Annotated in this window: 14 protein-coding genes and 1 pseudogene; 9 read left to right on the forward strand and 6 right to left on the reverse strand. The window is 37.5% G+C overall.

The annotated features are described in order from the left end of the window. Positions 1-4: 4 nt before the first annotated feature. Both HZ311_RS07095 and HZ311_RS07100 read right to left on the reverse strand, forming a co-directional pair. Complete coding sequence (locus HZ311_RS07095; RefSeq protein WP_178946558.1) at positions 5-286, reverse strand: hypothetical protein; 282 nt, start codon at positions 284-286, stop codon at positions 5-7. A gap of 2 nt (positions 287-288) precedes the next feature. Next, the gene (locus HZ311_RS07100; RefSeq protein ID WP_010733946.1) at positions 289-459 is read right to left on the reverse strand and encodes a hypothetical protein; all 171 of its coding nucleotides are present in this window, start codon (positions 457-459) and stop codon (positions 289-291) included. Between the two features lie 105 nt (positions 460-564). On the opposite strand from HZ311_RS07100, the gene HZ311_RS07105 reads away from it, so the two are divergent. Next, positions 565-729 carry a hypothetical protein gene (locus HZ311_RS07105; RefSeq protein WP_157072142.1) on the forward strand — a complete coding sequence of 55 codons (165 nt, stop codon included), beginning with the start codon at positions 565-567 and terminating at the stop codon, positions 727-729. On the opposite strand, the gene HZ311_RS07110 is transcribed toward HZ311_RS07105, so the two are convergent. Further along, positions 710-859 carry a hypothetical protein gene (locus HZ311_RS07110; RefSeq protein WP_157072141.1) on the reverse strand — a complete coding sequence of 50 codons (150 nt, stop codon included), beginning with the start codon at positions 857-859 and terminating at the stop codon, positions 710-712. The genes HZ311_RS07105 and HZ311_RS07110 overlap by 20 nt on opposite strands. A gap of 403 nt (positions 860-1,262) precedes the next feature. Here HZ311_RS07110 and HZ311_RS07115 point away from each other — a divergent pair, with 403 nt between their 5' ends. From HZ311_RS07115 to HZ311_RS07135, 5 genes are all read left to right on the forward strand, one after another. After that, on the forward strand, positions 1,263-1,619 hold the full coding sequence (locus HZ311_RS07115; protein WP_034689485.1) for a helix-turn-helix domain-containing protein: 357 nt from the start codon (positions 1,263-1,265) through the stop codon (positions 1,617-1,619). Between the two features lie 12 nt (positions 1,620-1,631). Continuing rightward, positions 1,632-2,381, forward strand: coding sequence for an ImmA/IrrE family metallo-endopeptidase (locus HZ311_RS07120; protein WP_178946559.1), 750 nt, complete (start codon positions 1,632-1,634; stop codon positions 2,379-2,381). 91 nt (positions 2,382-2,472) lie between these two features. After that, a complete protein-coding gene (locus HZ311_RS07125) occupies positions 2,473-3,342 on the forward strand; it encodes a hypothetical protein (protein ID WP_178946560.1) in 870 nt (289 codons plus the stop codon). Positions 3,343-3,405: 63 nt separating this feature from the next. Next, a complete protein-coding gene (locus tag HZ311_RS07130; RefSeq protein WP_010733942.1) occupies positions 3,406-3,864 on the forward strand; it encodes a hypothetical protein in 459 nt (152 codons plus the stop codon). Positions 3,865-3,930: 66 nt separating this feature from the next. After that, entirely contained in the window at positions 3,931-5,088 is a 1,158-nt protein-coding gene (locus HZ311_RS07135; RefSeq protein ID WP_178946561.1) for a site-specific integrase, read from the forward strand. An 85-nt stretch (positions 5,089-5,173) separates the two neighbouring features. Here HZ311_RS07135 and rpsI read toward each other — a convergent pair whose 3' ends face one another. Both rpsI and rplM read right to left on the reverse strand, forming a co-directional pair. After that, positions 5,174-5,566 (reverse strand): 30S ribosomal protein S9, encoded by a 393-nt coding sequence (rpsI, locus tag HZ311_RS07140; protein WP_010733940.1) that lies wholly within the window; start codon positions 5,564-5,566, stop codon positions 5,174-5,176. 15 nt (positions 5,567-5,581) lie between these two features. After that, a complete protein-coding gene (gene rplM / locus HZ311_RS07145) occupies positions 5,582-6,010 on the reverse strand; it encodes a 50S ribosomal protein L13 (RefSeq protein WP_153830627.1) in 429 nt (142 codons plus the stop codon). Positions 6,011-6,387: 377 nt separating this feature from the next. On the opposite strand from rplM, the gene HZ311_RS07150 reads away from it, so the two are divergent. From HZ311_RS07150 to HZ311_RS07160, 3 genes and pseudogenes are all read left to right on the forward strand, one after another. After that, a complete protein-coding gene (locus HZ311_RS07150) occupies positions 6,388-7,599 on the forward strand; it encodes an argininosuccinate synthase (RefSeq protein ID WP_023520555.1) in 1,212 nt (403 codons plus the stop codon). Between the two features lie 101 nt (positions 7,600-7,700). After that, complete coding sequence (gene argH / locus HZ311_RS07155; RefSeq protein WP_023520556.1) at positions 7,701-9,086, forward strand: argininosuccinate lyase; 1,386 nt, start codon at positions 7,701-7,703, stop codon at positions 9,084-9,086. 159 nt (positions 9,087-9,245) lie between these two features. Then, positions 9,246-10,220, forward strand: a pseudogene (locus tag HZ311_RS07160) (hypothetical protein). Between the two features lie 18 nt (positions 10,221-10,238). Here the strand turns inward: HZ311_RS07160 and HZ311_RS07165 are convergent. Further along, a complete protein-coding gene (locus tag HZ311_RS07165; protein ID WP_231867641.1) occupies positions 10,239-12,005 on the reverse strand; it encodes an EndoU domain-containing protein in 1,767 nt (588 codons plus the stop codon). Between the last annotated feature and the right edge of the window lie 75 nt (positions 12,006-12,080).

Raw genomic sequence — 12,080 nt, forward strand, 5'->3', positions numbered from 1 at the left:
CCTTCTAAAGTTTCATTTTGTTTATATGCAATCTAATATCATCTCGATCAAACCGATCTTCCTTCTTACTCCAAGGTATGACCGGTAAACCATCCGCAATCCACTCTTTTAGCATGTCGTCACCCATCCCTAAAATAATTTTCACTTCACTCTTATTGGGATAAGGTGGTAATTCCATTGTTTTTGTTAGAAGCTTCATTCTCTTTTCAAATTCCAATACTGCTATCTGAACAAATTGAGGCATAATTTGTTTTTCAATAACTTCATCTGGTATTGTTAACTGCATACCTAAACCTCCTCAATAAATTTTTTGATCTTTTCGATTTGGCGCTTCGGCTTATCTTTCCCATTTATAATACGAGATAGATAACCTTCATTTATCCCAAGCTCATTAGCTAACCACGACCGGGACTTACTCTTCAATGCTAGAAAGACATCAACTTCTTTCTTTAAAGTCATTTATCATACCTTCTTTCTTATTTTTCTTAAACGTGTTTACTAATTTTGATATAATTTTCATATCAGCGAGTGGTCCGCTGAAATAATCGAAAGGCGATCTTCATAATGAATGTTACTGAAATCAAGCAACTTTTTTCTGTTGAAGAGGTGAACCAACACCTTTCCAATGGATGGGTATTTATTTCTGCACATACCCACGTTTCACAAGGAACTTATATCGCTCCTGGATCTATGCCTGCTGCATCTGTTTTTATTGTCGGTAAGGTTTAGCATCAATTGTCACTTGTGTAATCACATCATATTCTTGCTTAAGAGTTTCTATATCTTTTAGAAGCTCTTTTGCTTCTTCAGCATTTTTTACATGAGCGACGATTTGTAGTGTTGTCTTTGATTTCTCCATCCTTCTCACCTCATTTCTATTTAGATTAAAACTAATAATTTTCACCACTAACAGCATTCACTGAAATGTCACAAGTCAAAACTCTTGGTGTAGCTGCTGCTCTAGCTGGTAATGAAAATGATTAGTCTGCCACCTGTTTCTGCAGACGGCTTTTTATATGTTAGCAAGAATATTTACAAATCTTATTGACATTTTTACGAAGTTTAGTAAAATAAGAGTATACAAAATAAACCTATCTAACACATTAATGCTTGCTGGGGAGCGGTTTTAATGAGTTCTATTTAGCAATTTATTTTGTAAATATTCTTGCTTACAAGATAACTATAACTAACTTTAATAAAATAGTCAACTATTTTTTATTAAAGTTCGTAATTAATTTCGGTAAGCTATTAAGGTGATGTTTATGAGTTTATTTGATCGAATAAAAGACCTAGCTGCCAAAAGAGGAAAAAATGTTCAAGATGTCGCAAGAGACTTAGGATTCGGCGAAAACGTAATTTATTATTGGAAGAAAAAAACACCATCTACAGAAAAACTTCAGAAAGTTGCAGACTACTTCGGTGTCTCTGTAGACTATCTCCTTGGTAGAGAAGATTCTAAAAGAGTTGAGCTAAAGCCGGAAGAAGACGAATTGATTGTTATGTTCCGTAAAAATACGTCGGATATGGACGACGATGAAAAAAAAGAGTTCAACGAATCACTAGACAAGCTAATGTCATTTGCTAGAGAATTATTTGAAAAAGATAAAAAAAAGAATTAAGGACTGTTGCCTATGTATAATCGTGAAACTTTTGAGTACAGAAAATTAGATGCTTCCAACTACCTTTCATATTCAGAAAATGCTCTTTCCCTTCTGACTATCATTTCAGAATGGGCAGAAATGCCCATATCTGAAATTACTTACTTTAACGTCATTGATTTTTTTGTAATGCATTTCGAAATTGAAATCGTTTTTTTTGATAGTTCATCCGGAACTTATAAGTCTATCTATGACTGCTTCAATCCAGAAGTATTGGAGGTTGACGCAACATTCTATAAACATGTCTCTGGTTTTACGGTTACAAACGGATCGAGTTTTAAGATATTCCTGCACAAATATAGAAACAAACATCGAATAATCTTCACTCTACTACACGAACTTGCTCATATTTATTTTCATTGCTCAGATAATTCATATATGCAAATTTTTGCTTCAATGGATGTTAGGAGTCACTATCCAGATGAAATATTACCTTTCGAAGATGAAGCAAATGTAATCGCTTCTATACTTTACCTGAACAATGAAAAGCTAGTTGAGTACCTGGACGATGGGAGTTCTTTCGATTTAATTCTAGCAAAACATTGTATAAGTCGTAGAGCTTTGCACAACAGAATTAAAAACTATCTTATTTATGACCTAGGCTTAAACCACGATGTTGCAATTTCTAAATACCTAGTGCCTTATAGGTCAGAAGTATATGGTAAATACGCTATTACTCAGCTTCAATCAGTTATGAGCATGTCCAAAAGCTTTCATTTTTAAGCATAAAAAAATACCCCATAGAAGCTGTACACTTCTATCAGGGTACCCTCTTACTCTAACAACTATAATTTTACCAGAAAGAGGGAATGGAATGAAGAAAATTATGTTTTTAGGATTATTAATAACGGTATTTTTGTTATCTGGATGTGGAAACAATAAATCCATTGATTTGAGTGATATTAGAAGCACTACTTTCGACGATACCATATTCACTCCAGTTGAAGCAGAAATTGAAAACAACGAATTACTAAAGCTTGAATTTACATGGAAGTATGGGAAAAACGAAAATAGTCGTGAAAAGTATATATTTAACGGCACTTATGTAAGAATTGATGTTTCACAAAATGGACGAAACCTTAAACAGGCAAATACTCCTGCTGAAGCTCGAATGAATAATCCAATCTATGAGGCTCAAGAAGCAACTATTCGTCCAAGGTATGAGTTATTAAATACGAAAGATGCGGTTGAAGTGCTAATATCTGACAAAACAACAGGGAAATCATATAGACACTTTGTTATCGACTTAGATAATGGTACCGCAGAACAAACCGAAATTGATGATATTTCTATATCTTCTAGGGAGGCTAAAAGAAAAAACGAAAGCTCGGATGACAACGCCGATGCACTAAACATGTTTATCTCTATGTCAGATTTTTATGCGAGTTTGAAAGAATATTTAAATTCAAATGAATTGAATAACGTCATTGAAATTAGCTCAGACAACCTAGTTTGGGCTGCCGAACAGACTCTAACCAAACTGGAAACACAAGCTCCTGATTCTGCTGAATATCTTAAAATGTTATCAAATAGATGCATTGACTATGCAACTGCTGCCCGAAAATCAGATGAAGAGAAACTTGATGAGTTATCAACCCAAATTGACAGAATTATTGGAACTCTTTCTAAAAATTACTTTGATGACTATATGCCAGATTCTATAAAATCTTTACAAGGAAACTAATAGGGGAAATAGTCTCAGATTATAAATTGATTAGGTATAAGAATATTTGGAGGAGTTTTTACAATGAATGGATATAGAAAATACAAAAAAATGTTTTGGATACTCTCACTAGGTATTATCGGATTTTATCTTTTTCTAGGGTGGAAATTGGGTAGCTATAAAGATGATGGGATACTATTCATTTTAGCAATCGCTCTTATCACCCTATTTCTGGCTACACGTAGTAATAATTTCTATGATAAGTGGGAAAAATGGAATACTGAAGGACCAGAAAAATATGATAAGTTGAGCGCTCAAACACCAGTAAAAAAAGAGAATAAAAATATCATCAAATGCCCAACCTGTCAATCCAGAGATGTGCAATTCATGCAAAATAATAAAAAAGGATTTTCAATTGGGAAAGCTGTCGGTGGTGCTGCATTGACAGGCGGAATAGGTACATTGGCAGGATTTGCTGGAAAAAAAGGGAAAAATCAGTGGTTCTGTACGAATTGCCACACTACATTTGAAACAAAAAATTAAAGACTAGCCTTTGGGCTTTTCTTTTCCATATTTACAAGAACATATATTCTTGAAAGGAATTTTATTATGGCTATGATTAAACAATATAAAAAGAAAAACGGGGAGAAAGCTTGGTATTTTAAAACATATTTAGGGATTGATCCGATGACAAAGAAGAAAAAATATACTACCAAAAGAGGATTTAAAACACAAAAGGAGGCTAAAATAGCCTTATCAAGACTAGAATTAGAAATTGAGAAAAACGGACTTCCAACTAAAAAAATTGAAATTCCAACTTTCAGAGAAGTCTATAATCTTTGGTACGAACAATATAAAAACACGGTCAAAGAAAGCACGCTATTTGTCCAAAAAAATGCGATTGAAAAACATATTCTGCCAAATTTTGGATCGCTCTCGTTAGACAAAATAACCGTTGTTTATTGTCAAGAACAAGTGAATAATTGGTTCACTTACTATAAAAAGTATTCTAATCTTATTGGCTTAACGACTAGGATAATTGATTATGGGCTTAAAATCGGTCTTCTCTCAACTAATCCAATGAATCATGTGATAAGACCACGAAAATCCGAACGAATTGATCAAGAAAAATATGTCTCCCCTTTTTATTCTAAAGAGCAATTGAAGAGTTTTTTAGAGATCTTAAACCGTCACGAAGACATACAACTGTTTACTATGTTCAGAGTGATGTCATTCACAGGACTACGAAAAGGAGAGCTACAGGCCCTGCGTTGGAAAGATTGCGATTTATCAAAAGGCACTATATCAGTCAATCAGACATTGGCAAAAAGTGAATACGGTAAAGAAATATTCCAGACTCCCAAAACAAAGCATAGCCGTCGTACTATTTCAATTGATGATGAAACTCTTAAGTACCTTGTATCTTGGAAAAAAGAGCAACGGAGAAGATATCTAAAGCTAGGTATTAATACTCTCAAACCTGAACAGCTTCTGTTTACTGACATTGACAATAAACATCTTTACCTCGATTATCTGAATAATTTTATGAAAGCTTTTTTAAAGGAACACAATTTAGAGAAGATTACTATTCACGGTTTTAGGCATACACACTGTAGCTTATTATTTGAAGCAGGTGTCAGCATTAAAGAAGTACAAGAGCGAATGGGGCACACCGATATAAAAACCACTATGGATATCTATACTCACGTAACCGAAAAAGCCAAGGAACAGACCGCTGAAAAATATGCCGCGTATATGAATTTTTGAAAGTATGGTCAAAAGTATGGTCAAAACAAAAAAAGAGGCGTCTCTCGAATTGAGAAACACCTCGTAAAGCTTGATATAACAATGATTAACGTTTTGAAAATTGTGAAGCTTTGCGGGCTTTTTTAAGACCTGGTTTTTTACGTTCAACCATACGTGCGTCACGTGTAAGTAACCCAGCGCGTTTAAGAGCTAAACGGAAGTCAGGATCAACTTCTAGCAATGCACGAGCGATTCCGTGACGGATAGCTCCTGATTGTCCAGCGTAGCCTCCACCGTTTACGTTAACAAATACGTCATATGCGCCTTTTGTTTCAGTAACGCCGAAAGGTTGATTGATAACTTCACGCAAGTCAGCATGTGGAATGTATTCTTCAACATCTTTTTTGTTGATAGTAATTTTACCAGTTCCTGGTACTAAGCGTACGCGAGCAACTGCATTTTTACGACGGCCTGTGCCGATATATTGAACTTGTGCCAATGAAATTCCCTCCTATTAGATTAAGTTTGTGATGTCTAAAACTTCTGGTTGTTGTGCTGCATGTGGATGTTCTGCTCCACCGTATACATTCAATTTTGTAAATTGTTTGCGGCCTAAAGTATTTTTAGGTAGCATGCCTTTTACAGAAGTTTCGATCAAACGACGAGAATTTTTAGCACGCAATTCACCAGCTGAGATTGATTTCAATCCTCCTGGGTAGTTGCTGTGACGGTAATAAATTTTATCAGTCGCTTTTTTACCTGTTAATTTCACTTTATCTGCATTGATAACAATGACGAAATCGCCAGTATCCAAATGAGGGGTGAAAGTTGGTTTATTTTTTCCACGTAGTACAGATGCAACAACTGTTGAAAGACGTCCCAATGGAACATCAGTTGCGTCTACTACATACCATTTACGTTCTACTTCGCCTGGTTTGGCCATATATGTTGTACGCACGTTAGTTTCCTCCAATTTAAGTTCTGATGTTTGACATACACTTCGAGTTTCCGGGGCTCTTTGTGGGGCAAACAATACCATTTAACATATTACCTGCAAATACCGATAATGTCAACGTTTTTCTATACTTTTGAAAAATTAAATTTCTTTTTCATTTTTATCTTTTCATCGTTTTAGTTTCTTTTAGACTAAGAAATTCGTTCTGTATAAAAAGTTGTGTATTTACATTATTTTTGAATATTATTTTCATTTTATTTATTTTTATGTATATTTATTTAATTTATTGATTGCTTTTTTATTTTTATGGTGTTATCATTTGAAACATCTATTTTGAAAACACTTAAAAATAAAGGGGCGATTTTATGAAAGAAAAAATTATATTGGCTTACTCAGGTGGATTAGATACCTCTGTGGCAATCAAATGGTTGGCAAAAGATTATGAGGTGATTGCTTGTTGCCTAGATATCGGTGAAGGCAAAGATACAGCTTTTATTAAAGAAAAAGCACTTCAAGTTGGTGCAATTGCGTCTTATGCCATCGATGCCAAAGAGGAATTTGCTCAAGAATTTGCATTGATCGCGCTACAAGGTCATACGTTTTACGAGCAGTCTTACCCACTGGTTTCTGCGCTTTCTCGCCCCTTGATCGCAAAAAAATTAGTGGAATTAGCTCGAAAAACTGGTGCAACGACGATTGCTCATGGCTGTACAGGAAAAGGCAATGACCAAGTTCGTTTTGAAGTAGCAATCAATGCCTTGGCACCTGAAATGAAAATCATTGCACCGGTTCGTCAATGGCAATGGTCTCGGGAAGAAGAAATCGCCTATGCGAAAGAAAATGATGTGCCGATCCCAGCAGATTTGGAGAATCCATATTCTATCGACCAAAACTTGTGGGGACGTGCTTGTGAGTGTGGTGTGTTAGAGGACCCTTGGGCGACTCCGCCAGCAGGTGCTTATGATATTACGACAGCGTTGGAGTATACACCTGATCAGCCGGATATCATTGAACTCACTTTTGAACAAGGCGTTCCAGTTGCTTTGAATCAAGAAAGTTTACCTTTATCCGAATTGATCTTGTCTTTGAATCAATTAGCCGGCAAGCATGGAATCGGACGGATCGATCATGTGGAGAATCGTCTGGTAGGGATCAAATCGCGGGAAGTGTATGAATGCCCTGGAGCGATCACTTTGATGCAGGCACACAAAGAGCTGGAAGATTTGACCTTCGTTCGTGAATTAGCACATTTCAAACCAATGATCGAGCAACAGTTGAGCCAAATGATTTACGATGGTCTCTGGTTCAATCCATTGACCGATGCGTTGATCTCTTTCTTGAAAGCAACACAGACTGCGGTCAATGGGACTGTCCGTGTCAAACTATTCAAAGGAAATGTCATCGTTGAAGGACGTAAATCAGCCAATAGTCTATATAACGAAGAACTAGCAACGTATACTTCAGCGGATACCTTCGATCAACAAGCTGCTGTCGGTTTTATCAAGCTTTGGGGTCTACCATCGAAAGTCTATGCGGAAGTTCAAACGCAACAACAAACAGCCGTAGGATCAGAGTAGCGAGTAAAGCAATCAAAAGAAAAGTAAGGTAAAAGCTGAGTGCGAACTCAAACAGGACCTTTTACCTGCTTTTCTTTCATTCAAAACATAGGAGGAATCACATGGATAAACTTTGGGGTGGACGGTTTCAAGGAAAAAGTGAACAATGGATCGATGCATTCGGTGCTTCGATCTCCTTTGATCAAAAATTAGCTCAACAAGATATTTTAGGTAGTCTCGCCCATGTGAAAATGTTGGCCCATACTGGGATTTTGTCCGAGGAAGAAGCGCAACAGATCATCGCTGGTTTGGAAAAACTGCAAACACGCTTAACGAATGGCACTTTGCATTTTTCGGTGGAAAATGAAGACATCCACTTGAATATTGAAAAATGCCTGCATGAGGAAATCGGACCTGTTGCCGGGAAACTACATACTGCTCGTAGCCGTAATGACCAAGTCGCAACAGACATGCACTTGTATCTAAAAGATACGGTACTTGAACTGATTGAAAAGCTTCATTCGTTACGTCAAACGTTCGTGGAAAAAGCAGCAGAGCATACGGCTACGATCATGCCAGGATATACTCATCTGCAACACGCCCAACCGATTTCCTTTGGCCATCATCTCTTAGCGTACTATCAGATGTTTACTCGTGACCATGAACGCTTCACAGAAAGCCTGAAACGAATCGATATTTCCCCTTTAGGCAGTGCCGCATTGGCAGGTACGACGTTTCCGATTGATCGTTCCTTTGCTGCAAATGAATTAGGCTTTTCTGCTGTTTATGCAAACAGTTTAGACGCCGTTAGTGACCGTGATTTTATTCTGGAGTTTTTAAGTAATGCTTCATTATTGATGATGCACTTGTCCCGTTTTTGTGAAGAAATCATTTTTTGGTGTAGTTACGAATGTCAATACATTGAACTTTCGGATACTTTTTCAACAGGCAGTTCGATCATGCCTCAAAAGAAAAATCCAGATATGGCGGAATTGATACGTGGAAAAACTGGTCGAGTATATGGTAATTTATTTGGTTTACTCACGTTGATGAAAGGTTTGCCTTTAGCTTATAACAAAGATTTCCAAGAAGATAAAGAAGGCATGTTCGATACGAGTGAAACGATTTTAGCTAGTCTCTCGATCATGGAAGGTATGGTCAAAACCATGGAAGTGAACAAAGCCCGAATGTATGCAGCCACGCAAAAAGATTTCTCCAATGCGACTGAGTTAGCCGATTACTTGGCTGCAAAGGGCATCCCCTTCCGTCAAGCACATGAGATTGTCGGTAAACTCGTCTTACATTGTACACAGCAAGGTTGCTTGTTACAAGACCTCCCACTAACAGAATTCCAAGCAATCAGCCCGCTGATCGAATCTGATCTTTACGATACCTTACTTCCAGAAACTGCCGTGAAACGTCGCAATTCATTAGGTGGTACAGGTTTTGACCAAGTAGAAATACAGATTGAGCAAGCACTACATCAGTTGAAAATAGACAAGAACTAAAAGAACATCTTGAGACAATGTTTCCACACGTTGTCTCAAGACGTTCTTTTTTGTAGTTTACATTTTTCAAAAATATGCAAAAAAAGTTCAATCTTTTAAGAATAAACATGTCATACTTTAGTTTAAAAAACTTTTTAAAACAGAAAGGAAAAAACGATTATGACCTTCTTCCCCTTTGTCGATCCCAATCGTCGACCACAAGCCAAGATTCGAAAAATGACAGAAGAACTCACACAAAAATTTCAAGCAATCGATCCAGATTTGACTTTGATACATAATGATAACTTTATTGATTATGGTCCAGAGGTCTTTCCAAAGCTATCGAAAATTTATTGGGACCCTCGTGTGCCAGATCATCCAATGGAACATTTTGTGTATTCGGAGTATCGGTTGAAATATCAATTTTATACGCTCTATTGTTTTACACCTTATGGCGAACAAATTGATGAACATTAAGGAAAAGTAAATCATTCGGATCGAAAAACGCTACAAGCAATTGACGATTTGATATTAACTGTTATTCACACTTATCAAGCAAAAAACTTATCTTACTGGAAGGATTTATTTCCAGAAGAACAATTCCAACAAACAATCGCATCTCATTATCAAAGAACTTCACAGATGATCGGTGAAGGTAAAAAAAGTAGTCGACTAATCACATTCACTGACCCCAAGCATCGACCTTTGGCTGCTGTAGAAAAGAATACGAATTTTCTAGAAACTCAGCTAAATCAATTAGATTCTCGATTAACTGTGACTCATGATGATTCATTTATTGATTTCGGCCCAAAAGATGGACATTTTCTTGCGGAATGTCCATATGATCCTGAAGAAGACGACCCAGACGATGATAGACTGGGTTTATCGGATGAAGAATATGTCATTTGTTATGAAAACACTCCTCTATTTGGGATTTCCCCATATGGATTGAGCTTTGGATATCACGGAGATTTTTTTAATGGGGGGATTCCGATGATAGACTACCTAGGAATAAGAAAGACTCACAATGAAACTATTTTAAAAATTATTTACACGTATAAACTTTATAATATGTATTATTGGCGTGAACAGTATACACCAGAAGATTTCCAAATAAAATCTAAAAAGTTCAAAAAAGATTGGTCCTTAAGTTAATTAAGGACTAATCTTTTTCTATTCAACTGGATAGGCTGTTACAACAGTGACCTTTCCATTTGCTTTAACATTTACGCTGACATTTATACTAAAAACTCCACCAGTTTCTTTCCCAATGAGGTCTTGTCGTCCAGGTACATCTGTAACTTTCTCCTCAATTATACGTTCGACTTCACTCGTAATTTTCTCTGCATTCCAATTATCAGGAAATACGGTAGTCTTCGCACCCTTAAAATTTGTTCCATAACTCACTTTAGCCTCAAAAGGTTTTCCTTCCACCACTATCCCAGTTGGTTCATAAACTACTCCACTGTCTGGACTATAAAAATCAGGATAGCGCGAATGAGCTCCTGATATAATCAATCTCCCATCTCTCCCCGGTCTTACCTCGCCTGCCACATGACGCAAGGCTTTACGGTTATAGTATTCAGTGGTTGGTAACTTCTCTACTAAAGCTTCATTTGGACAGCCTTTGGTGATTAGAGCCTTTTCCGCTTCCAATACGCGAGCGGCTTCGGCTTCTTCGACTTCAATCGCTGTTAGGATGACTTCATCGGATTTGACGGTCCGTAAGACAGAAATCATTTCTGACCATGGTAAGCACATGGCGATGAGTAAGACGTCCATTGGTTCGGGCTTCAATTGGGACTGCTTGATGACCCAGTCGGTATTTTCGTAATTTGGTAAGTGCTTCAATACACTGCCACCGACTTCAGAAATCGCTGCAATGGTGGTGTCATCTAAACTCTTTGGCAAAGAATTCGTGCGTTCTTCATCAAACAAGCCATCGGCTAACGCATAGTAGTTGCAATAGACACCGAAAAAGCTTTGCACTTTGCGGATCGTATAGATGATTTCTTGGTTAAAACCGATGTCGATTTGGTCTAAGGGAACAATTTCTTGCGTTCCCCGATACACAAACTCACCTTCCCGATCAATGACAACTTCTTTGTCATTGGCTTTCGCTGCGATCCGGAATAGATTGGTCTGAAACGTATCAGGCAATTGATCAATCAGCGCATCCCGCTCATCGATCATCTGACGGGTGATTTCTTTTCCGATGTCATTGACGGAATCGACATCTGTTGGGACTACTGCTCCAAATTGGACCGAAGAATATTCTTTGACCAGTTCCAAGGCTTGTTCAGGTGTGGCGATTTCTGCTAAAAATGTGTCGAAATCCGTTTCTAAAGGAATCGTGATGCCCCGAATATCATATTGCGTGTATAGTTCTTGGCGATGATCATAGGCGGTATAGCTCATGGTCACATTGACATAGGGTGTTCCTGGACCATTATATGGAGAAAAATTGATTTGTTTCAGGGCGCCGATCCGTGGAGGTAATTTTTCATTTCCCGGTAAGTATTCATTCAGCGAAGTATCTGGATAAACTAATAGACTTTGATCATTCGTGTCTTTAGGAACGAACAATCCGCTCATACCGTCTGTGCCAGTTCGCATCTCATATCCAGATAGTTCTGGTGTTGTTTGTATGTATTCAAGGAACTGGTTTTGGACCGTAATCCAGCTAGCTAACTCGATTTTGGTGGTCGGGTAAATCTCAACAGGGTCTTCTGGAGCATCAATGGCATCGCCAAGTAAACTGATCGATTGTCTTAAGATACTGGTGGAGGTCACACGATACAACTGACTGACAGCTGTCTCTTTGGTTGATTCTTTTAAGTAGGGTCGGGTAAATTCAGCAAAGGCGGTAGCTTGGATGATCGGTGCAATTTTTGAACGGGCAAATCGGGTACTGAGGGGTAACGTACTTGGCCCTTCCATCACGTCTAAATAATCCGCTAGAACTAAATTATCAAATACGTTATGTTCGGCAGTCAGGGTATTCGTAAACCCTCG

Origin of the sequence: Enterococcus mundtii (genome assembly GCF_013394305.1) — a bacterium.
Lineage (GTDB): Bacteria > Bacillota > Bacilli > Lactobacillales > Enterococcaceae > Enterococcus_B > Enterococcus_B pernyi.

Excerpts from the sequence above, each read along its gene's own strand:
- HZ311_RS07150 (WP_023520555.1), top strand. The coding sequence starts at position 6,388 with ATGAAAGAAAAAATTATATTGGCTTACTCAGGTGGATTAGATACCTCT.
- HZ311_RS07105 (WP_157072142.1), top strand. The coding sequence starts at position 565 with ATGAATGTTACTGAAATCAAGCAACTTTTTTCTGTTGAAGAGGTGAAC.
- argH (WP_023520556.1), top strand. The coding sequence starts at position 7,701 with ATGGATAAACTTTGGGGTGGACGGTTTCAAGGAAAAAGTGAACAATGG.
- HZ311_RS07095 (WP_178946558.1), bottom strand. The coding sequence starts at position 286 with ATGCAGTTAACAATACCAGATGAAGTTATTGAAAAACAAATTATGCCT.
- HZ311_RS07120 (WP_178946559.1), top strand. The coding sequence starts at position 1,632 with ATGTATAATCGTGAAACTTTTGAGTACAGAAAATTAGATGCTTCCAAC.
- HZ311_RS07165 (WP_231867641.1), bottom strand. The coding sequence starts at position 12,005 with ATGGAAGGGCCAAGTACGTTACCCCTCAGTACCCGATTTGCCCGTTCA.
- HZ311_RS07125 (WP_178946560.1), top strand. The coding sequence starts at position 2,473 with ATGAAGAAAATTATGTTTTTAGGATTATTAATAACGGTATTTTTGTTA.
- HZ311_RS07110 (WP_157072141.1), bottom strand. The coding sequence starts at position 859 with ATGGAGAAATCAAAGACAACACTACAAATCGTCGCTCATGTAAAAAAT.
- HZ311_RS07135 (WP_178946561.1), top strand. The coding sequence starts at position 3,931 with ATGGCTATGATTAAACAATATAAAAAGAAAAACGGGGAGAAAGCTTGG.
- HZ311_RS07130 (WP_010733942.1), top strand. The coding sequence starts at position 3,406 with ATGAATGGATATAGAAAATACAAAAAAATGTTTTGGATACTCTCACTA.
- HZ311_RS07115 (WP_034689485.1), top strand. The coding sequence starts at position 1,263 with ATGAGTTTATTTGATCGAATAAAAGACCTAGCTGCCAAAAGAGGAAAA.
- HZ311_RS07100 (WP_010733946.1), bottom strand. The coding sequence starts at position 459 with ATGACTTTAAAGAAAGAAGTTGATGTCTTTCTAGCATTGAAGAGTAAG.
- rplM (WP_153830627.1), bottom strand. The coding sequence starts at position 6,010 with ATGGCCAAACCAGGCGAAGTAGAACGTAAATGGTATGTAGTAGACGCA.